The following is a 20312-nucleotide window of genomic DNA, read 5'->3' on the forward strand; positions in this document are numbered from 1 at the left end:
CGGCCCTGCTCAGCAGCCATGACCAGCCACCCTGCAACCCCAAGCCCCGTCCAGTCCAAGATCAAATCCACCCCATGGCGCCGCAGGGCGGCATGGGTGCTTGCCATGGTGCTCGCCACGTGGCTTCTGGGCTGGCTGGCCGTGCCTCCCATCCTGCGCTCGCAGGCGGAAAAACAGCTCGCACAGGTACTGGGGCGGCAGGTCCGGCTTCAAGAGGTCGCCTTCAAGCCCTGGTCGCTGGAGCTTGAGCTGCGCGGCCTGAGCGTTGCCCGGCAGGACGGCTCATCCCCCCAGCTGGAGATCCGGCGCATCTACGTCGACGCCGAGCTTCAGTCCCTGATGCGCCTCGCCCCCGTGATCGATGCGGTCACCATCGACGAGCCCAAGGTGTACCTGAAACACGAGGGTGCGGGCCGCTACGACATCGACGACATACTTGACAAGCTCGCCCGGCCAGAGGAGCCGGCCGGGCCGCTGCCCCGGTTCGCAGTGTTCAATATCGCCATCAACCATGGCAGCTTCGAATTCGTCGACGCGCCGGTCAATGCCGCCCACAAGGTCGAACAACTGCAACTGCAGGTGCCCTTCCTGAGCAGCCTCGCGTCCCGGCGCGACGTCGTCACGCAGCCGCACCTGTCCTTCGTTCTCAACGGCGACCGTTTCGACACCACCGCGTCCACCACGCCTTTTGCCAGCACAAGACACACCGAAGCGTCCATTCAACTGCCTGGCCTGGACCTGGCGCCCTACCTGCCCTATTGGCCTGCCAAGTGGCCAGTGCGTCCTTCGCAGGCAGAGCTGCAGCTGGGCTTGACCGTCACGTTCGAGCAGCATGACACGCCCAAGGTCGTCGTCAAGGGCAAGGCCGCGCTCAGCCATCTGGTGCTGAACGAGCGCATCGGCGGCGAGGAACGGCCCTTGCTGAGTCTGTCAGGCCTGTCGGTGGATGTCGCCCACGCAGAGCCCCTGGCAGGCACTCTGGAACTGAGCAGCGTCGCGTTGGAACGCCCGCAGGTATGGCTCGGGCGAGACGGCCAGGGCCGCTTGAACCTGGAACGCCTGGCCCGCGCCTGGACGCCTGACAAAACCAGCGCCAGCGACACCTCGGCCCCGGCGGCGAACTGGCAGGTCTCCCTGGCACAAATGGCCGTGGAGGACGGCGTGCTCCACTGGCGCGATGCCAGCACCGCTCCTGCCGCCAGTGTCACGCTGGAAGACGTCCGCCTGCAGCTGAGCAGCGCCACCTGGCCGGTGCAAAAACCCGTGCCTTTCGAGGGCAGCACCCGTGTGGCAGGCTCGCTGATCGAATGGAAAGGCGAGGCGACGCAGACGTCCGCCAAGTCCAGCCTGGCCTTCGATGCTCTCCCCCTCAGTCTGGCACGACCCTACCTGGCTGGGCTGATCAAACCCGCTCTGGACGGGTCCCTGACCGCCCGCCTGGACCTGAGCTGGAACGCGGCCGGCGAGCCTGACGCGGGCCTGGCACTGAACGCCACTCAACTGGAACTGCGTGGCTTCGCCTTGCGGCAAGGGCGCCAGGACCTGGCAGGGCTGGACAGCCTGCGATTGGAGAACACATCGGTACACAGCGGCAAACAAACCGTCAGCATTTCCAGGGTGACCGCCGATGGACCGCAGGCCAACGTGTCCCGCCAATCCAATGGCCAGTGGATGTTCCAGGACTGGCTGCACACCCCTCCAGTTGAAACATCTTCCGCTGCACCAGCCGCACCGGCACCCCAGGCCACATGGGACGTGGCCGTGCAATCGCTGTCGGTCAACCGGGGACGGATCACTTTTCGCGACGACACGCCCGGCCAGCCCGTGCGCCTGACCGTTCAAGACCTGCGGCTCGACCTGCAGAACCTTCGACCGCTGGCCGAGCGCCCGGCGGTCATGCCCATGACCCTGGCGCTGAACCTGAGTGCTGGCATTGATGGGCGCAAGGGCCATCCCGGCCGCCTGAACTTCCAGGGCAGCCTGCGCCTGCCCCCCGCGTCGGGCGCGTTGACCGCCCAGAATGGCCTGCGCTGGCAGGGCCGCCTCAACGCCGACCACCTCCCCTTGCATGCCTTCGAGCCTTACGTGGCGCAGCACCTCAACCTGGAGCTGCTGCGCGCAGACACCAGCGTGCGCGGCAACATCGACGTCGGCCTGCCCGCCACTGGCGCGCAAGTCGGCTTCCGAGGGGATCTGGCCGTAGAAGACTTTCGCGCCAACACCCTGCAGCCGAGCGAGGACCTGCTCAACTGGAAAGCCCTGAACCTGCGCGGCATTGACCTGACATGGAACGCCAGCCAGCCCCTCAGGCTCACCGTTGCCGAGACCGTTCTCAGCGACTACTACGCACGCGTGCTCATCGACGAAACCGGGCGCATCAACCTGCAGGATCTTGTGGGCTCGCCTGCTGGCGCCACCGCTGGCCAGCCCGTCGCGTCAACCAGCCCCGGCCCCTCCGCCGCCGCGCCAGCCGACATACGCTTCGGCCCGGTCGGCCTCGTCAATGGCCGCGTTGCATTTGCCGACCGCTTCATCCGCCCGAACTACTCCGCCAACCTGAGCGATCTCAGCGGTTCTCTGGGCGCCTTTGCCAGCAGCGCAGCTGGCAGCCCGCCGCAGATGGCCGACCTCTCGCTGCGTGGCCGTGTGGAAGGCACCGCCACGCTCGACGTATCGGGCAAGCTCAACCCCCTGGCCAAGCCGCTGGCCATGGACGTCAAGGGCACGGTCCGGGAGCTGGAGCTCCCGCCTCTTTCACCCTACACGGTTAAATACGCCGGGCATGGCATAGAGCGCGGCAAACTCAGCATGGACGTGAGCTACCGCATCGATCCCGACGGCACGCTCAACGCCAGCAACCAGGTCATCCTCAACCAGTTGCGCTTCGGCGACAGGTCCGCCGACAGCGACGCGCCCAACCTGCCCGTGAAACTGGCCGTTGCCCTGCTTGCCGACCGCAATGGCGTCATCGACATCAACCTGCCCGTCAGCGGGTCCATCAACGACCCGCAGTTCCGAGTCGGTCCCATCATCGTCCGCCTGATCTTCAACCTCATCGGCAAGGCCATCACGTCGCCCTTCTCCCTGTTGGCGAGTGCATTCTCGGGCGGTGGCGAAGACCTGTCCCAGCTCGCCTTCACCCCTGGTCAGCGCAACCTGGACGCCGACGCAGCCAACCGGCTTGATGCCGTGGCCAAGGCGCTGAACGACCGGCCCGGCCTGCAGCTGACCGTGGTGGGGCACAGCGACCTGGAAACCGAACGCGATGGCTGGCGCCGTGCCCGGCTGAACGAATGGGTGCAAGCCGAAAAACGCCGCCAGCTTGCACGCGACGGCCAGCCCATCAACGCGCCTGTCAATGTGAAGGCGGAGGAATACCCTGCCCTGCTGAAAGAGGTCTACCGCCGCGCCGACATCCCCAAGCCACGCAACATCGTCGGCATCGCCAAGGACATCCCGTTGCCCGAAATGGAAGCGTTGCTGCTGGCGTCCATCCCCGTCTCGGCCGACGCCATGCGCGAACTCGCGCTGGCCCGCGCAGTGGCGGTCAAGGACTACCTGATCGAGCACCAGGTGCCTGCGGACCGGCTGTTCATGAACACGGCGCCGTGCACAGCGGCCTCGGCAGTACCTGCTGCAAAGCCGGGTGAACCGGCAACCACCGCCTGCAAACCGGTGGTGGAACTTCGCCTGGAGCCGCGTTGACACCGGCCAGGACCAGACTCTTCGTCGCGCTCTGGCCCGAAGAGGATCTGCGCAACCGGCTCTCAGCGCTGGCCATGCGCTGGCTCTGGCCCCCTGCCGCCAGACGTTACGACCCGCTCGACTGGCACGTCACCCTGCACTTCATCGGCGCGTTTGACATCGCCAGACTGCCCGAGCTTCAGAACGCGCTCGACACCCCATTCACGCCATTCGCCCTGCACCTGGATCAGCCCGTTCTCTGGCCCCACGGGCTGGCCGTGGTGCGCGCCAGCGAGACCCCGCAGGCCTTGCGCGAGTTGCACCATCACCTGGAACTGGCATTGCGGCATCTGGGCATCGCCACCGATGAACGGCCCTACACGCCACACCTGACGCTGGCGCGCCAGGCCCAGGGATCAACCCCGCCAGCAGAGCCTGAAGTCCTGACGTGGCAGGTGCAGGGTTACGCCCTGGTCGAATCCACGGGCAACCCCAAAGCACGCTACCGGGTGCTGCACCGCTACCCAGACCGCGCCAGTCAAACCTGCAAGGACTCGCCCGTCACGTAGAACTGGCCGCCAGCGACGTAATGCAGCGTCCGCAACTGCTGCGGGGCATCTTCAAAATGCCACCTGCCGCCGCGAAACACGCGCTCATCCGCCCAGGCACCGACCACCTCCCCGATGAACAGGTCGTACGTCTGCTGGTTGTGCGTCTCGGGAATCAGCCTGCACGCCAGCCACGCGCTGCAACCCGCAACCAGCGGCGCGGGCACATTCGGCGCGCGGAACAGCTCCACACCATGCTTGCGCAGCTTGCCCGGGTCGTCCCTGGCACTGTCCGAGCCGACACCCACCGTCAACGCTGCCTGCGCAACATTGGGCAGACTCAGCGCCCACCAGCCGCTGGCTTCCACCAGTTCCCGCGTGAGCGTCGATTTGTCCAGCACGACGGTGACCTTCGGCGGGGAAAAGTCCAGCGCGCAGGCCCAGGCCGCCGCCATCAGGTTGTCGCGGCCCCCATGGCTGGCCGAGACCAGCACCGTGGGGCCGTGGTTGAGCAGCCGATAGGCCTTGTCCAGCGGAACGGAAACCGCGTGGTCAGGCCATGGGCCGTTTGAACTGGTGAAATCTTCGAGCATGCCGCGCATCATGCCACTGCGCTGGCCGTTGCGTGGCAAGCCCGCCCATCAGACTGCCGCCGCCAGGGACAGGGGAACACGCGCCCTGGATCGCTTCTGAATACGTTGCCAGCTTCGCGTCAGGGCGTGAACGGCACGCCCCAGAGCGTTGTCCAGCGCGCTGCGCCAGTCCTCGGCCGTTGCCTCCACCACGAGCAAGCCCTGCTTGTCCGTGCGCAACTGGATCTGGCAGCGCTTGGTGCTGACACGGTGGCCCCCAGCAACGTCGGAAAGGCTCACCTTGGCCATGGGCACAAGGGCCTGCAAACGGCGCATCGCGAAACGCACCCGCTGCTCGGACCAGCTGCGCCATTCGGCCCCCTGGGGGTCACGGGTTTCGACAATCACTTGCATGTTGCATCTCCTGTGGAGTGAAAGGAAGCTCTACCGTAAACCTTGCACGCGCCACGAAAAAGCAGACAATGGCTACATTTCATTCCTGCGTTACCTGAACTTTCCCGTCCGCGATGAGCCTCGTCTTCAACTACAAGCATTTGTACTACTTCTGGATGGTGGCCAAGGAAGGCGGCATGTCGCACGCAGCTGCACGCATGAACATGGCCGTGCAGACGGTGAGCGCCCAAGTCCGCGAACTGGAGAAGGATCTGGGGTGCCAGTTGCTCAAGCCTGCCGGGCGCGGCGTGGCCCTGACGGACGCCGGCATTGCGGTCTACCGCCAGGCGGAACAGATCTTTGAACTGGGCGAGGCACTGCCGGAGCAGGCCCGGGCAGCGGCCCAGGCACCGGTGATGCGCCTGAATGTCGGCATTGCCGATGGTCTGCCCAAACTGGAGGTGCAGCGGCTGCTGCAACCCGTGCTCGACACCCCCGATCTGCGGCTCGTCTGCCACGAAGGCGAGATGGCAGACCTGCTGGCCGATCTCGCCGTGCACAAGCTTGACGTGGTCCTGGCCGACCACCCCACGCCGTTCACGCCCCACCTCAAGGTACACAACCACCATCTGGGCGTCTCAGGCATCGGCTGGTACGGCACACCGGACTGGTGGGAGAAGGCCCATCACGGGTTTCCCATGTCTCTGGCAGATGTTCCCCTGCTGCTGCCAACGGTCCATTCCACCGTTCGGGGCCACATCGACCACTGGCTGCTCAACCGCGGGCTTCACCCCAGGGTCGTGGGTGAATTCGAGGACAGTGCCCTGCTCGAAACCTTTGGCGGAAGGGGGCTTGGGGTGTTCCCTGCCGCCTTGGCTGTGCAGGACGACCTCTTGCGCCGCAGCCATGTCCGGCTCATCGGTCACTGCGATGGTGTGCAGGAGCACTTCTACGCCATCAGCGCTCACCGCCGTGTCCAGCACCCCCTGGTTCAGAAGATACTGGCCCAGCACTGAAAACAAAAAAGCACCCGGTCCAGGGACTCGGGTGCTTGTCTGTTTGGTGGGTCGTGCAGGATTCGAACCTGCGACCAACGGATTAAAAGTCCGCTGCTCTACCAACTGAGCTAACGACCCTACCGTAACTCGGCTGCAGACACAAAGTCTGCACACGCAGTATCAGCAGGATGGTGGGTCGTGCAGGATTCGAACCTGCGACCAACGGATTAAAAGTCCGCTGCTCTACCAACTGAGCTAACGACCCATCCTTTAACTTTCGCAATCAATATGCTTGAAAGCTAAGCCTTAGATTATAGCGTTAATTTTTGGCTCTTTTGAACTGCCTCGATTTTTTCTTCAAAGAAGTCCGGCCGGAAGCCAGCCTTTCCATCAGCCACCCCGCGGCACACATGCCGAACGTTGCGGTGACACCCACGCTGGAACCATAGCCGTGGCAATTCAGTGAACCGTCACCCTGCCCTGCGGCCACGCACTCGGCGTCGGGTGAGGACACAGCCTCGCGGCTGAACACGCAGTTCAACCCGATCGATCCGTCCCTGGACACACCATGGTGCTTGCGCAGCCGGTAACGCAACTGCGCCAATAGCGGATCGTGTGTGGTGTCCACCAGATCAGCCACCTCCACCAGATGACCGAACCGTTTGCCTCCTGCGGCGCCAGCGGCCATGAACAACGCTCCGCTGTCCAGGGCCCAGGCGGCCATGGCCACCTTGGTGGCCATCTGGTCACAAGCGTCCAGCACCATCGGCACACGCCCTTGTGCCGCAATGGCGTCGGCCAAGCCCTGCCAGTTCTCGGGTGTGACGAAGTCGTCCACCACATCCACCTGCGCCCAAGGGTTGATCTGTGCAATCCGGTCACGCATCGCCAGTACCTTTGCCTGTCCCAGCGTGCCCTGCAGCGCGTGGATCTGCCGGTTGGTGTTGGACTCGCCCACGTGGTCCATGTCCACAAGAGTGAGGTGCGACACACCGCTGCGGGCAAACGCTTCCGCAGCCCAAGAGCCCACGCCGCCAATGCCAATCACCACGGCATGCGCATCAAACACGCGCTGCGCAGCCTCAATACCGTAAAGCCGCCGCAAGCCGCCGAAGCGGCGCTCAAACGCTTCGGACGCTCCAGGCTCGGCCGTGCCAGCGGGCAAATGGGTGGCAGGCGTGTTCACTCGCGCTCAAGCAGCCACAGCTGGAAGCGGAAACCAGCCAAGGCTCCCAGCACGATCCCCGCCACGGCGATGAAACTCGTCAAGCTGAGCGTGGACAGGCCCGACAGCCCTTGCCCTACGGTGCAACCCATGGCAGTCACGCCGCCCACGCCCATGCAGACGGCCCCGCCCAGGTGAAGCGCCGTGTCCTGCGTGCTTCTGAAACCTTCCCAGTGAAATGAGCGGGACACCAGCGCCTGCAGGAAGGAACCGGCAACCACCCCGCCCACGGAAACGACGCCAAGCGTCAAGACCTTGGAGGTGTCGCTGAAGTAAATCAGCCAGTCCAGGGCATAGGCCATGGGGGCGGTGAAAGTCAGCGACTCCATGCGCCCCGAGTTGGTGGCCAGGTACACAGCTTCCAGCGTTTCCGGGTGCTCCGGCACATAGCCCAGCCGCCCCGTGACCCACCACACCCCGGCCACGGTGGCTCCGATACCAATCCCGCCCAGCAATGCGTTAGGCGAACGGCGCAGCCCTTCACCCGCAAGAGCCCAGAGCACAAGCAGCACGCCAACGGCGAGACCGAAGGCCAGCCCGGTGGAAGCAACGTCCCAGCCTGCAACCTTGGCAGCCCAGGCGGGCAGTGCGCTGCCCCCAGGCATTTCAAACGCCACCTGATCGACCGTGTTGACCCGCAGTACCGCCGTGATGCCTCGCAGGGTGGCAAAAGAAGCCACGCCCATGACGACGAACACCACCAGGGACTTCAGGCTGCCGCCGCCAATGCGCACCAGCGTCTTGCTGCCGCAACCGGACGCCAGCACCATGCCGAAACCGAACAAGGCGCCACCGACCAGCGCCGACAGCCAGATGACACGCCCGCTGGCATAAATGGTCTGTGAAGGATCGATCCAGCCCTGCCAGGCCATGGCATAAAAGCCGATCATCGCCACGCCGACGGCCAGCCCCCACATGCGCATGCGGGTCCAGTCGCCCATGTTGACGATGTCACTGATGGCACCCATGGTGCAGAAATGGGTGCGCTGGGCAATGGCCCCGAAAGCCACGGAAACGGCAAAGGCAGCCCAAAGCACCTGCGATTGCAGGTTATGAAGATCGGAAATTTCCATGCCCCGGATTGTAGGAGTTCCGGGGCATGTTTTCAGGTCACTTCATGCGGGCCAGGCGATCCTTCGCGGTCGCCCCGGCTTCCGTGTCGGGGTGCGCCTTCACGAGTTCCTGCAACGTGGCGCGCGCTGCCTTCACATCCTTGAGTTCCAGCTGACAGTTGGCAATGGCCAGCTTGGCCTCTGGCACACGCGGGTGCCCAGGCGTGCGCGCAATGAGCCGCTGGTAGCTTGCCACGGCTTCCTTGTAGTTGCGCGCCGCGTAATAGGCGTTGCCCTGCCAGTACAGTGCCACCGGCACATAGCCACTGCTCGGGTAGCGCTGGATGAACTGCCCATAGAGCTGTGCGGCGCGGGGAAAGTCCGTCGAGCGCAACACGTCCATGGCGGACTCGAACGCGGCCTTCTCTTCCGGCTGCGCCAGGAACTCCTGCCCGTCGACGGTGACCTTCACCGGCTCCAGAACGCGCAGCCGCTCGTCCACCGCGCTGACGGTGTCCTTCTGGCGCTGCTGGATCTCGGCCAGTTCACGTGCAATGCGCTCGTTCTGCCCGCGAAGCTGCGCCAACTCGGCCCGCAGGGCCTCGATCTGGTTGACGATATCGAGCAGTGCTCGGCGCGTGGGCGCGCCGTTGTCCTCGACCAGCGACTTGAGCTGCTCCGCCAGTTCGCGGTTCGCGTTCTCGGCCGCCTGGCGGTTGGCCTCCACCCGGTTGCGCAGATCGAGGATCGCGCGCCGGGCTTCGTCATCGCCAAAAAGTGCCGCCTGCGCCTGCATCGGCACCAGCATCACCAGGCTGGCGGCGAGACAGGCTGCGGCAGAACGAAAGGCGTAACGGCTGCTGTTCATCGGTAAGACAACTCAACGCGACGGTTCAGACGGTAGGACTCCTCGTCCGTGCCAACGCGGGCAGGCTTTTCCTCACCGAAACTCACCGGCTCCATCTGCACGTCGCTCACACCCAGCAGGGACAAGGCGCGGCGCACAGCCTCGGAACGCTTCTGCCCCAGCGCAAGGTTGTACTCACGGCCGCCGCGCTCGTCGGTGTGGCCTTCAAGAACCACACGCCGCTGGCGGTCGCTCGTCAGGAAGCGCGCATGCCCTTCCAGCGTCGCGGCGAACTCGGGGCGAACAGTGAAATCGTCGTAATCGAAATAGATGACGCGGGACAGGTTCTGCGGCGGCTGACCCGGCATCTGCGAGTCAGCCTGGACGCCCGTCACGCTGCGTTGATCAACACCGGTGCTGCCAGCGCCGCCGGCGCCGTTGCCTGCCTGGCCAACCGGCACGGCGGTGCGGTCGGTCACGGGCACGTTTTCATCCAGCTTGACGCTGGAGCCGCATCCGGCCAGAACCAGGGCAGCCAGCAAAGTGCCTGCGGCAGACCAGCGGGTCAGGCCAGATGCCGGGCGCGTACGGAAGGAAGAGGAAAGACTGGACATGGATCACTCGCAATGAGAAATGGGTTGAGAGAAAAAACAGGAACTCAGGTCAGGAAAGGGCCCCAGTGAGGCTCGCGGATGTCGCCCGGTGCGCTGGCCAATCGCGTCTTGATGCGGCCGTCCAGCGTGGTGGTCATGAGCGCCTCGCGGCCTTGCTGCTTGGTGGCGTAGATGATCATGCGGCTGTTGGGCGCAAAGCTCGGGCTTTCGTCCGCTGCCGTGTCCGTCAGGGCGGTGACAGCACCGCTGGCCAGGTCCATGAGCTGCAGTTTGAACGCGGCACCCGAACGTGACACATAGGCCATCCAGCGGCCATCGGGGCTGATGGCAGGAGAGATGTTGTAGGACCCGTCGAAAGTCACGCGGTCGGCACCGCGGCCATTGGGCGCCATCCGGTAGATCTGGGGCGAACCGCCACGGTCGCTCACGAAGTAGATGAACTTTCCGTCAGGTGAATAGGCAGGCTCGGTGTCGATGCTTCCGCTCTGGCTCAGCCGCTGAGGCTGCCCGCCTGCCGAATCCAGCGCATAGATCTGGGAATTGCCGCCCAGCGTGAGCGTTGCCAGCAGCTGTCGGCCGTCGGGCGACCAAGCCGGCGCACTGTTGGAACCCTTGAAATTGGCGAGCAGGCGGCGGCGGCCAGTGGCCACCTCATGCGTGTAGATGACGGGCTTGCGCGCCTCGAAAGACACGTAAGCCAGCTGGGTGCCATTGGGAGACCACGCGGGAGAAATGATGGGCTCCGGGCTGGCCAGCGCCGTCTGGGCGTTCTCGCCGTCAGCGTCTGCCACCCAGAGGTTGTAACGCTCCCCCTGCTTGGACACGTAAGAAATCCGGGTGGAAAACACCCCCGGATGGCCCAGCAGCTTCTCGTAGACCTGGTCGGCGACACGGTGCGCCGCCAGACGCAGATCTGCCTGCCCGACGGGGAAGCTCACGCCGCCAAGGTCCTGAGCCTTGACAACGTCCCACAAGCGGAAGCGCACATCGAACCGGCCATCCGCCAGTCGCGTCACGCTGCCCGTGACCAGTGCATCGACGGAGCGGTCGCGCCACACGCCAAGATCGGGGCGTGCGTTCTCGTCCAGAACCTCGCTGGACGCCTGGATGAAACGGAACAGGCCGCTGCGCTCCAGGTCGGCTCGCACGATGGCAGGAACGTCGACGCCGGAAGGCGCTCCCGCCACACGAAACGCGGCGATGGAAAAAGGTATCTGCTTCAGACCAACGCCAGAGACTTCAACGCGAAACTGCGCCCAAGCCTGCCCCAGCGGGCTGGCCACGAGACCCGCACCAGCGAGAGCCCCCAGGCATTGACGGCGGTTACCTGCCATCGGAGAACGAAAGGGGTGTAAAAGCGTCATATTTCTTTTGAAACGGAACCGGGCAGCACAGGCCTCGCCCCGGCTGTAACACAACGCGCCGATAATACCGGACGCGCCTACTGCTAAAGTGACAAGTTGTTTCGAAAAGGTTCCCCGGCAGCCCCGCACAGCCTCAAATTTCCACACGTGACAGACCCCACCTCCCCTGGCGCGCCGCGCACCGAAATCACCCCGCCTGACCTGACACTGTGGCAACGGCTGAAACGCCTGCTGCCGTATTTCAGCGGTGCGCGCACGGGCATCGTGATGGCGTTGCTGGCAACCATCGTTGTAGCGGCCACCGAACCCGCCATTCCTGCGCTGCTCAAAGCACTCCTTGATGAGGGCTTCGTCGCAGACAGCTTTCCGCTGTGGATGGTCCCAGTGGCACTGATGGGACTTTTTGGCATACGCGGCGTAGCTAGCTTCCTGGCGAAATATGCGCTGACCTACACAGCCAACCAAGGCATGCTGGCCCTGCGCCGCGCCATGTTCGAAAGGCTCAACGCCGCGCGCATGGAGCTTTTCGCACAGCAAAGCGCCAGCAAGCTGTCCAACACCCTGGTGTACGAAGTTCAGACCGGCTCGACACTGCTGGTCAACGCCTTCCTGGGCCTGACGAAAGACTCCCTCACCCTGGTTGCTTTGCTGGGCTACCTGTTCTATCTCAACTGGCAGCTGACGCTGATCGTCATGTGCCTGTTTCCGGCACTGGTGTGGGTCATGCGCGTGCTGTCGCGCCGCCTGTACCAGCTCACCAGAACAAGCCAGCAGGCCACCGACGAGCTGGCCTACGTCGTTGAAGAGAATGTGCTGGCATACCGCATGATCCGCCTGCACGGTGCGCAGGCGCAACAGGCACAGCGCTTTGACCGGCTCAGCGTCGCGTTGCGCCGACTGGCGATGAAGGCGACCATTGCCAGTGCCGCCATGACACCGTTGACGCAGCTGCTCGCTGCGGCGGCGCTGTCGGCCGTGATCGCGGTGGCCCTTTGGCAGAGTTCCGGCCAGGGCGTGACGGTGGGCGGTTTCGTGGGGTTCGTCACCGCCATGCTCATGCTCATCACGCCGATCAGGCAACTGGCCGACGTGGCCGGGCCGGTCACTCGCGGCCTGGCCGCGCTGGAACGGGCGCTGGAACTGATCGAAGAGGCTCCGGAACAATCCAGCGGGCATCACAGCGCCCCGCGCGCGCACGGCCGCCTGCTTTTTGACCATGCAACCGTTCGCTACGCGGGCAAGGACGAAGCCGCCCTGCGCGACGTGACGCTGGAAATCGCCCCAGGGGAAGTTGTGGCGCTGGTCGGGCCCTCCGGTTCGGGCAAGACGACGCTGGTCAACCTGCTGCCCCGCTTCGTCGAGGTCACCGAGGGCCGCGTCCTGCTCGACGGCATTCCTCTGCCGGACTGGGACCTGGGCAATTTGCGTTCACAGTTCGCCATGGTCAGCCAGGACGTGGTGATGCTCAACGGCTCCCTCGCCGCGAACGTTGCACTCGGCCGGGACATCGACGAAGCCCGGGTGCTGTCCGCGCTGCAGTCAGCCAACCTGGGGGACATGGTCACAGGCCTGCCTCAGGGCATCCACACCCCGGTGGGCCACAATGCCACGGAACTGTCCGGCGGCCAGCGCCAGCGCCTGGCCATCGCCCGAGCCATCTACAAGGACGCCCCCATCCTCATCCTGGACGAAGCGACCTCCGCCCTGGACAACGAGTCCGAAAGGCTGGTACAGGATGCCCTGGCGCGCCTCATGCAAGGCCGCACCACGCTGGTCATTGCCCACCGCCTCAGCACCATCGAACACGCCGACCGTGTGGTGGTGCTGGCCGCTGGGCGCGTCATGGAACAGGGCAGCCACGCGCAACTGATGGCTGCAGACGGGCTGTACGCGCGCCTGCAGGCCCAGGGCAACAGAACCGAATCCTCCGCCCCATAAGCGCCGGAAGCCGCAAGCAGGCTGCCGCGGCTCAAAGCAGCACGATGTCGTATTGCTCCTGGGTCATGCTGCTCTCGCTCTGCAGCGATATGGGCTTGCCAATGAAGTCGCTAAGGCCCGCCAGGTGCTGGCTTTCCTCATCCAGGAACAGCTCGACCACCTTGGGCGAAGCCACCACACGGAACTCGCGCGGATTGAAGGCGCGCGCCTCGCGCAGGATCTCGCGCAGGATGTCATAGCAGACGCTGCGCGCCGTCTTGACATGCCCCTTGCCGCCGCAGGCTTCGCAGCCCTCACTGAGCATCTGCGCCAGGGATTCGCGCGTGCGCTTGCGCGTCATCTCCACCAGCCCGAGTTGCGAGAAACCACCGGTCATGGTTTTGACGCGGTCCCGCGCAAGTTGCTTGCGGAACTCGGCCAGGACGGCCTCGCGGTGGTCCTCGCGCACCATGTCGATGAAATCGACGATGACGATCCCCCCCAGGTTGCGCAGACGCAACTGCCTGGCGATGGCCTGGGCCGCCTCCAGGTTGGTGCGGAACACCGTGTCATCGAAATTGCGCGCTCCCACGTAGCCGCCAGTGTTCACGTCCACTGTGGTGAGCGCCTCAGTCTGGTCGATCACCAGGTACCCACCGGACTTCAGATCGACACGGCGCCCCAGGGCACGCACGATGTCCTCGTCGATGTTGAAGAGGTCGAAGATCGGGCGCTCGCCGCTGTAGAGTTCCAGCCGCGACAGCGTACCGGGCATGTACTCGCGGGCAAAGCCCTGGAGCAAGCCGAACTGCTCCCGAGAGTCCACCTTGATGGACTGGGTCTGCGCCCCCACCAGATCGCGCAGCACGCGTTGCAGCAGCGTCAGGTCCTGGTAGAGGAGCGTGCCGGGCGGCTGGCGGGTGGATGCCGCCTTGATGTGCGCCCAGGTCTTGCGCAGGTAAGCGATGTCCTCGGCCAGCTCCTCATCGGATGCATCCTCGGCGTTGGTACGCAGGATGAAGCCGCCCCCGCCATCGGCAGTGAGTGCCACCAGCCGCTGGCGCAGCGCCTCGCGCTGGGCGTAGGGAATCTTCTGCGACACGCCGATGTGCTTGTCCTGCGGCAGGAAGACCAGCAGGCGGCCGGCGATGCTCACCTGCGCGGTCAGTCGCGCACCCTTGGTGCCGATCGGGTCCTTGAGGACCTGCACCATCAGCGCCTGGCCCTCGAATATCTGCTTTTCGATGGGCAGCGCCGCCTCCACCGCTGGTGGCGCGGAAACCGTGGGCGTGCCTTCGTCGGCCGCCTGCCCGCTGGCCACCACGGGCGCACGGTCCTTGTTGCCCGCGTGCCGCGCCGTGATGTTGGGCAGCAGGTCCGCCACGTGCAGGAACGCCGCGCGGTCCAGGCCAATGTCGATGAAGGCGGACTGCATGCCCGGCAACACACGCGAGACCTTGCCGAGGTAGATGTTGCCCACGAGCCCGCGTTCCAGCGTGCGCTCGATGTGCACTTCCTGCACCGCGCCCTGTTCCACCACCGCCACGCGGGTTTCCTGCGGCGCCCAGTTGATGAGTATGTCCTGTGCCATGGGATGCATTACAGCAGACGCAGGCCCGCCGCGCGCAGCACCTGCGCCGTCTCGAACGCGGGCAGCCCCATGATGCCGGTATAGCTGCCAGCGATATGGCTGATGAACAGGCCACCCAGCCCCTGGATGCCATAGGCGCCCGCCTTGCCCATGGGTTCGCCCGTGGCGACGTAACGGCGGATGTCTGCTGGTGAAAGTTCGGCAAATGTGACCTGCGAACGGCTCAGCGCCTGCCAGACCTGACCTCGGTGTGCCACGGCCACCGCCGTCAGCACCTGGTGCTTCTGCCCGGACAGGTGTTGCAGGATGCGCTGGGCATCGGCCTTGGACGAAGGTTTGCCCAGGATGTCGCGCCCAAGCGCGACGGTGGTGTCGGCGCACAGCACTGGCCCGTCCTGCCAGCCCCGCCGCTGCAGGCGTTCAACCGCCGCCGCCAGCTTGAGGCGCGTCACGCGCCTGACGTAGGCCGCGGGCGCTTCGCCGGGGCGCACGTCTTCCAGCCCTTCGGCATCCTCGTGGTCATCCGGCAGCAGCAGTTCGCAGCGAACACCCCATTGCTCCAGCAATTGTTTGCGGCGCGGGCTTTGCGACGCCAGGTACACCCATGCGGACTTGGAAGGCACACTCATTCTCGGTGATAGGGGTGATTGGCGTTGACGGACCAGGCGCGGTAGAGCTGCTCGATGAGCAGCACCCGCGCCAGCGCGTGCGGCAGGGTCATGTCCGACAGCCGCATGCGCAGCTGGGCCTTGGCCTTGAAGTCCGGGTCCAGCCCGTCCGGCCCGCCGATCACCAGTGCGACGTCATCACCGGCCATCTGCCACTGGCGCAATTGCTGAGCCAACGCGACGGTGGTCAGCTGGTTGCCGCGCTCATCGAGCACGACAATACGCGCGCCGCGCGGAATGGCCGCTTCGATGCGGGAACGCTCCGCAGCCAGCAACGTTTCCAGCGTCTTGGAGCCACGGGGTTCGGTCTTGACGGTCTTGATCTCCACCCGGCAATCGGGCGGGAAGCGCTTGGCGTAATCGTCGTAGGCCGTCTGCGCCCAGTCGGGCATGCGCTGCCCCACTGCGACGATCAGCAACTTCATGCCGGTTTCTTGGCCTTGGCCTTGGGTTTGGCAGCCGTCTTGGCGGCGGGTTTAGCAGCCTTGGGGGCGCTCCTGGAAGGAGCACTCTTGGCGGCAGTCTTTTTCGCGGGCACGCCCACCTTGACCACCGCCACCTTGACCACCGCCACCTTGGTGGCGGCCTTCTTGGCCGGCACCTTCTTGGCCACGGCAGACTTGGCCGCCACGCTCTTGGCTGCACCCTTTTTGGCAGCGGGCTTGGCCGAGGAAACCGCGGCCTTTGCCGCTGGCTTCTTGGCTGCGGGCTTCTTGGCCGCCGGAGCCGCCTTGCGGGCGGACTCCGCCTTCGCTGCGGCCTTCTTGGCGGGTGCCTTTTTGGCCGGAGCCTGTTCCGGTTCAGCGGCGGCAGCGCGCACGGGTCGGGACTTGGCGTCGCCGTGCTTCATCCTCACGGGCTTTTCACCCCAGATGTCTTCCAGCCGGTAGTACTGGCGGATGCTGGGCTGCATCACGTGCACCACGGCCTGGCCGCAGTCCACGATGATCCACTCGCCGTTCTCCTCGCCCTCCATGCGCGGCTTGTCAAAACCGGCCTCGCGAACCGCGTCTCGCACGCTGGCCGCCAGCGCCTTGGTCTGCCGGTTGGAAGTGCCGCTGGCAACGACAACCCGTTCGAACAATGGCGAGAGTCCTTCGGTGTTGAAGACCTGGATGTCCTGCCCCTTCACGTCCTCCAGGCCATCGACGATGGCACGCTGGAGTTTCTGGATGTTCTTCTTGGCGACGGTTTCGCTGGTCATGTGGGGGTTTCGTAGAGATGGTGTTCAGAAATATAACGCGCAACGCCTTCGGGCACCAGCACGTCCAGATCGGGGAAACGGCGGCTTTGCCCGTGCACATGGGCGCGCACTGCGGTGGCACTGATGTTGTGCAACGGCATGTCCAGACGCACGAAAGGCACGTCCACCTTGCTCAGGTCCTGCTCAACCTGTTGGTCGGGGTCGGCATCGGCCCCGATGTGGATCGCCCGGTTGGCCACGGCCAGGGTGGCAAAGCCCAGGACCTCCTCCCAACGGCTCCAGGACTTGAAGGCCAGCAGCTGGTCTGCCCCGAGCACGAGGTACAACTGGGCACCCGGGTATTCTGCCGCCAGTTCGCGCAGCGTGTCTGCCGTGTACGAGGGGCCTTCGCGGCGTATCTCGCGGTCGTCGATAGAGACGTTGGGCAATCCGTCAAACGCCTGGGCACACATGGCCAGCCGGTGCGTTGCCGGGGACAGCACGCGCGTCTTGTGCCAGGCGTGGCCTGTGGGAAGTATGTGCAAGACATCAAGACCCAACTGCGTGAGCGCGGTTTCAGCCAGGGCACGGTGCGCCCAGTGCGGCGGGTCGAAAGCCCCGCCGAACATGCCTACGCGCCGCTTTGGGGTGGTGCCGCCGTTCACAACCAGTCCCGCCGCACCAGGAATTCCTGGTACAGCCGGTGCTCCGGCGTGCCAGGCGCCGGGCGCTCGTTGTAGGCCCAGCGCACCAGCGGCGGCATGGACAGCAGGATGGACTCACTACGGCCGCCTGACTGCAGGCCAAAGTGCGTGCCGCGGTCCCAGACCAGGTTGAACTCCACGTAGCGGCCGCGCCGGTACAGCTGGAACTGGCGCTCGCGTTCGCCGTAGTGAGTGTTGCTCCGGCGCTGCACGATGGGCAGATAGGCGTGCAGGAAAGCATCGCCCACGGCGCGGGTCATGGCAAAACCGCCCTCGAAGCCCAACTCCGAGAAGTCGTCGTAGAACACGCCGCCAATCCCGCGCTGCTCGTTGCGGTGCTTGAGACAGAAGTAGTCGTCGCACCAGGCCTTGAAGCGGGGGTACTTGTCTGCACCGAAAGGCTCCAGAGCCGTGGCGCAGGTCTGGTGAAAATGGACGGCGTCTTCCTCGTACCCGTAGTAGGGTGTGAGGTCCATGCCACCGCCAAACCAGCTCACGGCCTCGCCGCCATTGACCGGCTTGGCGGTGATCATGCGCACGTTCATGTGCACGGTGGGCACGTAGGGATTGCGCGGGTGAAACACCAGCGACACACCCAGCGCCTCGAAAGGGGCGCCTGCGAGTTCCGGGCGGTGCTGCGTGGCCGACGGCGGCAGCTTCGGGCCGCTGACGTGGGAAAAACCGCAGCCCGCACGCTCGAACACAGCCCCGTCTTCCAGAATCTGCGTGATGCCGTTGCCCTGCAAGGCTTCACCCGCAGGTTTCTCCCAGGCGTCCGACAGGAAGGCCTTGCCGTCGATCTCGGAGATGGCGGAGGTGATGCGCTGCTGCAGCCCGAGCAGGTACTCGCGCATGGTCTCGACGTGCGTCTGAATCATTTTTTCAAAGCCCGGTAACCGATGTCCTTGCGGTACTGCATGCCGTCGAACGCCACACCTGCCACCAGGGCGTAGGCGCGCTTCTGCGCATCGGCCACGTCGGCGCCCAACGCGGTGGCACACAGCACCCGCCCGCCGGAAGTCACCACGGCGCCGTCCTTCATGGCAGTACCAGCGTGGAAGACGACCGCGTCGGCGCTGTCCACCGGCAACGCCGAAATGACGTCGCCTTTGCGCGGCGTCAGCGGGTAACCATGGGCGGCCAGCACCACACCCAGGGCCACGCGGTCATCCCATTGCAGTGTCACCTCGTCCAGCCGTTGCTCCGCCGCAGCCAGCATCACTTCAGCCAAGTCGCTCTGCAGGCGCATCATGATGGGCTGGGTTTCCGGGTCACCCATGCGGCAGTTGAACTCCAGCGTCTTCACGGCGCCGCTGGGTTCGATCATCAACCCGGCGTAGAGGAAGCCGGTGTAGGGAATGCCGTCGGCCTCCATGCCCCGCACGGTGGGCAGGATGATCTCTTCCATCGCGCGGCGGTGCACTTCGGGCGTGACCACAGGCGCGGGCGAATAGGCACCCATGCCACCCGTGTTGGGGCCTTGGTCGGCATCGAGCAGACGCTTGTGGTCCTGGCTGGTCGCCAGGGCAGTCACCGTTTTGCCGTCACACAGCACGATGAAGCTGGCTTCCTCACCCTGCAGGAAGGACTCGATCACCACGCGCGCGCCACCTTCGTTGTGCGCCACGCCCAGGGTGTTGTCCACCAGCATGAAATCGATCGCCTCATGGGCCTCGGCCAGCGTCATGGCCACGACCACGCCCTTGCCTGCCGCCAGGCCGTCGGCCTTGACGACGATGGGCGCGCCCATCTGGTCCACATAGGCGTGCGCCTGCGCCGGGTCGGAAAAAGTTTCGTAGGCCGCAGTGGGAATACCGTGGCGCTTCATGAAGGCCTTGGAGAAGGCCTTGGAGCTTTCGAGCTGTGCTGCCGCCTTGGTGGGACCAAAGATGCGCAAGCCGTGGGCTCGGAACTCGTCCACCACACCGGCAGCCAACGGCGCTTCGGGGCCCACCACGGTCAGCGCAATGCCCTGCGCCTGAGCCCATTCGCGCAGCGCGCGCACGTCGGTGATATCGACGTTCGTGAGACCGGCATCGCGGGCGGTTCCGCCGTTGCCCGGTGCCACGAACACCTGCGCCACACGGGACGACTGCTTGAGCTTCCAGGCCAGCGCGTGCTCGCGCCCGCCACCACCCACCACCAGCACCTTCATCTTGTCGGTCATTCGTTGATTTCCGCGTTGTGGAAGACGTTCTGCACGTCGTCCAGGTCCTCCAGCACGTCCAGCAGCTTCTGCATCCTGGCCGCATCCTCACCGCTGAGTTCAATGGTGTTGTCCGCGCGCATCGTCACCTCGGCCACCTCCGGCATCAAGCCTGCCGCCTCCAGGGCGTTCTTCACGGTCTCAAAGTCGCCAGGCGCGGTGATCACCTCGATGGCGCCGTCGTCATCCGAGATCACGTCTTCGGCACCCGCCTCGAGCGCCACCTCCATGACCTTGTCTTCCGAGGTACCCGGTGCGAAGATCATCTGGCCGCAGTGTTTGAATTGGAAGGCCACCGAGCCTTCGGTGCCCAGGTTGCCACCGTGCTTGCTGAAAGCGTGGCGGACCTCGGCCACGGTGCGCACGCGGTTGTCGGTCATCGTGTCCACGATGATGGCCGCGCCGCCGATGCCGTAGCCTTCGTAGCGGATCTCCTCGTAGTTGACGCCTTCGAGGTTGCCGGTGGCCTTGTCGATGTTGCGCTTGATGGTGTCGGCCGGCATGTTTGCCGCCTTGGCCTTGTCCACCGCCAGACGCAGGCGCGGGTTGGCGTTGAGGTCGCCGCCACCCTGGCGCGCCGCCACCATGATTTCGCGGATCACGCGCGTCCAGATCTTGCCGCGCTTCTCATCCTGCCGGCCTTTGCGGTGCTGGATATTGGCCCACTTGGAATGCCCTGCCATGTCAACCCTCGTGAAATTCGTGTACGCTGATTCGTAGATAACCCGTCATTGTACTTTTCTGTA

Annotated in this window: 19 protein-coding genes and 2 tRNA genes; 4 read left to right on the forward strand and 17 right to left on the reverse strand. The window is 65.1% G+C overall.

Features of this window, described 5'->3' with window-relative positions:
• The first annotated feature begins 18 nt into the window (after window positions 1–18).
• A complete protein-coding gene (locus tag ACYVHH_RS09580; protein WP_460564916.1) occupies window positions 19–3705 on the forward strand; it encodes a DUF748 domain-containing protein in 3687 nt (1228 codons plus the stop codon).
• Window positions 3702–4253: an RNA 2',3'-cyclic phosphodiesterase gene (gene thpR / locus ACYVHH_RS09585; RefSeq protein WP_460564917.1), complete on the forward strand. Its 552-nt coding sequence runs from the start codon at window positions 3702–3704 to the stop codon at window positions 4251–4253. Before ACYVHH_RS09580 ends, thpR begins: the two co-directional genes overlap by 4 nt.
• On the opposite strand, the gene ACYVHH_RS09590 is transcribed toward thpR, so the two are convergent.
• Entirely contained in the window at window positions 4223–4825 is a 603-nt protein-coding gene (locus ACYVHH_RS09590) for a flavin reductase family protein (protein WP_460564918.1), read from the reverse strand. The two genes, thpR and ACYVHH_RS09590, sit on opposite strands and share 31 nt — an antisense overlap.
• A gap of 48 nt (window positions 4826–4873) precedes the next feature.
• Entirely contained in the window at window positions 4874–5218 is a 345-nt protein-coding gene (locus ACYVHH_RS09595) for an HPF/RaiA family ribosome-associated protein (RefSeq protein ID WP_460564919.1), read from the reverse strand.
• A 113-nt stretch (window positions 5219–5331) separates the two neighbouring features.
• Here ACYVHH_RS09595 and ACYVHH_RS09600 point away from each other — a divergent pair, with 113 nt between their 5' ends.
• The gene (locus ACYVHH_RS09600) at window positions 5332–6213 is read left to right on the forward strand and encodes a LysR family transcriptional regulator (protein ID WP_460564920.1); all 882 of its coding nucleotides are present in this window, start codon (window positions 5332–5334) and stop codon (window positions 6211–6213) included.
• A gap of 44 nt (window positions 6214–6257) precedes the next feature.
• Here ACYVHH_RS09600 and ACYVHH_RS09605 read toward each other — a convergent pair.
• The 7 genes from ACYVHH_RS09605 to tolB form a co-directional block, all read right to left on the reverse strand.
• Window positions 6258–6333, reverse strand: a tRNA-Lys gene (locus ACYVHH_RS09605).
• 51 nt (window positions 6334–6384) lie between these two features.
• Window positions 6385–6460: transfer RNA gene (locus ACYVHH_RS09610), tRNA-Lys, on the reverse strand.
• A 54-nt stretch (window positions 6461–6514) separates the two neighbouring features.
• Window positions 6515–7360, reverse strand: a complete 846-nt coding sequence (locus tag ACYVHH_RS09615) for a tRNA threonylcarbamoyladenosine dehydratase (RefSeq protein WP_460565272.1) — start codon at window positions 7358–7360, stop codon at window positions 6515–6517.
• A 17-nt stretch (window positions 7361–7377) separates the two neighbouring features.
• Window positions 7378–8493, reverse strand: a complete 1116-nt coding sequence (locus ACYVHH_RS09620) for a YeeE/YedE family protein (protein ID WP_460564921.1) — start codon at window positions 8491–8493, stop codon at window positions 7378–7380.
• 37 nt (window positions 8494–8530) lie between these two features.
• The gene (ybgF, locus tag ACYVHH_RS09625) at window positions 8531–9340 is read right to left on the reverse strand and encodes a tol-pal system protein YbgF (RefSeq protein WP_460564922.1); all 810 of its coding nucleotides are present in this window, start codon (window positions 9338–9340) and stop codon (window positions 8531–8533) included.
• Window positions 9337–9933 carry a peptidoglycan-associated lipoprotein Pal gene (gene pal, locus ACYVHH_RS09630; protein ID WP_460564923.1) on the reverse strand — a complete coding sequence of 199 codons (597 nt, stop codon included), beginning with the start codon at window positions 9931–9933 and terminating at the stop codon, window positions 9337–9339. The genes ybgF and pal overlap by 4 nt, the downstream gene beginning before the upstream one ends.
• A 44-nt stretch (window positions 9934–9977) precedes the next feature.
• A complete protein-coding gene (tolB, locus tag ACYVHH_RS09635) occupies window positions 9978–11267 on the reverse strand; it encodes a Tol-Pal system beta propeller repeat protein TolB (RefSeq protein WP_460564924.1) in 1290 nt (429 codons plus the stop codon).
• Window positions 11268–11444: 177 nt separating this feature from the next.
• Here tolB and msbA point away from each other — a divergent pair, with 177 nt between their 5' ends.
• Window positions 11445–13235 (forward strand): lipid A export permease/ATP-binding protein MsbA, encoded by a 1791-nt coding sequence (msbA, locus tag ACYVHH_RS09640; protein ID WP_460564926.1) that lies wholly within the window; start codon window positions 11445–11447, stop codon window positions 13233–13235.
• Window positions 13236–13266: 31 nt separating this feature from the next.
• Here msbA and ACYVHH_RS09645 read toward each other — a convergent pair whose 3' ends face one another.
• Genes ACYVHH_RS09645 through ACYVHH_RS09680 form a run of 8 tightly spaced genes read right to left on the reverse strand, consistent with a single transcriptional unit; the run spans window position 13267 to window position 20249 of the window.
• The gene (locus ACYVHH_RS09645; protein ID WP_460564927.1) at window positions 13267–14805 is read right to left on the reverse strand and encodes an Rne/Rng family ribonuclease; all 1539 of its coding nucleotides are present in this window, start codon (window positions 14803–14805) and stop codon (window positions 13267–13269) included.
• An 8-nt stretch (window positions 14806–14813) separates the two neighbouring features.
• Window positions 14814–15434, reverse strand: coding sequence for a Maf family protein (locus ACYVHH_RS09650; protein ID WP_460564928.1), 621 nt, complete (start codon window positions 15432–15434; stop codon window positions 14814–14816).
• A complete protein-coding gene (gene rlmH / locus ACYVHH_RS09655; protein WP_460564929.1) occupies window positions 15431–15898 on the reverse strand; it encodes a 23S rRNA (pseudouridine(1915)-N(3))-methyltransferase RlmH in 468 nt (155 codons plus the stop codon). The genes ACYVHH_RS09650 and rlmH overlap by 4 nt, the downstream gene beginning before the upstream one ends.
• Window positions 15895–16677, reverse strand: a complete 783-nt coding sequence (rsfS, locus tag ACYVHH_RS09660) for a ribosome silencing factor (protein WP_460564930.1) — start codon at window positions 16675–16677, stop codon at window positions 15895–15897. The genes rlmH and rsfS overlap by 4 nt, the downstream gene beginning before the upstream one ends.
• Window positions 16674–17285 (reverse strand): nicotinate (nicotinamide) nucleotide adenylyltransferase, encoded by a 612-nt coding sequence (gene nadD / locus ACYVHH_RS09665; RefSeq protein ID WP_460564931.1) that lies wholly within the window; start codon window positions 17283–17285, stop codon window positions 16674–16676. The genes rsfS and nadD overlap by 4 nt, the downstream gene beginning before the upstream one ends.
• A gap of 32 nt (window positions 17286–17317) precedes the next feature.
• On the reverse strand, window positions 17318–18238 hold the full coding sequence (gene hemF, locus ACYVHH_RS09670; RefSeq protein WP_460564932.1) for an oxygen-dependent coproporphyrinogen oxidase: 921 nt from the start codon (window positions 18236–18238) through the stop codon (window positions 17318–17320).
• Window positions 18235–19515: a phosphoribosylamine--glycine ligase gene (purD, locus tag ACYVHH_RS09675; protein WP_460565273.1), complete on the reverse strand. Its 1281-nt coding sequence runs from the start codon at window positions 19513–19515 to the stop codon at window positions 18235–18237. Before purD ends, hemF begins: the two co-directional genes overlap by 4 nt.
• 8 nt (window positions 19516–19523) lie before the next feature.
• Window positions 19524–20249: a YebC/PmpR family DNA-binding transcriptional regulator gene (locus ACYVHH_RS09680; RefSeq protein WP_460564933.1), complete on the reverse strand. Its 726-nt coding sequence runs from the start codon at window positions 20247–20249 to the stop codon at window positions 19524–19526.
• Between the last annotated feature and the right edge of the window lie 63 nt (window positions 20250–20312).

Source organism: Hydrogenophaga aquatica, from assembly GCF_054780915.1.

Excerpts from the sequence above, each read along its gene's own strand:
- ACYVHH_RS09580 (WP_460564916.1), top strand. The coding sequence starts at position 19 with ATGACCAGCCACCCTGCAACCCCAAGCCCCGTCCAGTCCAAGATCAAA.
- ACYVHH_RS09590 (WP_460564918.1), bottom strand. The coding sequence starts at position 4,825 with ATGCTCGAAGATTTCACCAGTTCAAACGGCCCATGGCCTGACCACGCG.
- ACYVHH_RS09595 (WP_460564919.1), bottom strand. The coding sequence starts at position 5,218 with ATGCAAGTGATTGTCGAAACCCGTGACCCCCAGGGGGCCGAATGGCGC.
- ACYVHH_RS09600 (WP_460564920.1), top strand. The coding sequence starts at position 5,332 with ATGAGCCTCGTCTTCAACTACAAGCATTTGTACTACTTCTGGATGGTG.
- ACYVHH_RS09620 (WP_460564921.1), bottom strand. The coding sequence starts at position 8,493 with ATGGAAATTTCCGATCTTCATAACCTGCAATCGCAGGTGCTTTGGGCT.
- ybgF (WP_460564922.1), bottom strand. The coding sequence starts at position 9,340 with ATGAACAGCAGCCGTTACGCCTTTCGTTCTGCCGCAGCCTGTCTCGCC.
- pal (WP_460564923.1), bottom strand. The coding sequence starts at position 9,933 with ATGTCCAGTCTTTCCTCTTCCTTCCGTACGCGCCCGGCATCTGGCCTG.
- tolB (WP_460564924.1), bottom strand. The coding sequence starts at position 11,267 with ATGGCAGGTAACCGCCGTCAATGCCTGGGGGCTCTCGCTGGTGCGGGT.
- ACYVHH_RS09645 (WP_460564927.1), bottom strand. The coding sequence starts at position 14,805 with ATGGCACAGGACATACTCATCAACTGGGCGCCGCAGGAAACCCGCGTG.
- ACYVHH_RS09650 (WP_460564928.1), bottom strand. The coding sequence starts at position 15,434 with ATGAGTGTGCCTTCCAAGTCCGCATGGGTGTACCTGGCGTCGCAAAGC.
- rlmH (WP_460564929.1), bottom strand. The coding sequence starts at position 15,898 with ATGAAGTTGCTGATCGTCGCAGTGGGGCAGCGCATGCCCGACTGGGCG.
- rsfS (WP_460564930.1), bottom strand. The coding sequence starts at position 16,677 with ATGACCAGCGAAACCGTCGCCAAGAAGAACATCCAGAAACTCCAGCGT.
- nadD (WP_460564931.1), bottom strand. The coding sequence starts at position 17,285 with ATGTTCGGCGGGGCTTTCGACCCGCCGCACTGGGCGCACCGTGCCCTG.
- hemF (WP_460564932.1), bottom strand. The coding sequence starts at position 18,238 with ATGATTCAGACGCACGTCGAGACCATGCGCGAGTACCTGCTCGGGCTG.
- purD (WP_460565273.1), bottom strand. The coding sequence starts at position 19,515 with ATGAAGGTGCTGGTGGTGGGTGGTGGCGGGCGCGAGCACGCGCTGGCC.
- ACYVHH_RS09680 (WP_460564933.1), bottom strand. The coding sequence starts at position 20,249 with ATGGCAGGGCATTCCAAGTGGGCCAATATCCAGCACCGCAAAGGCCGG.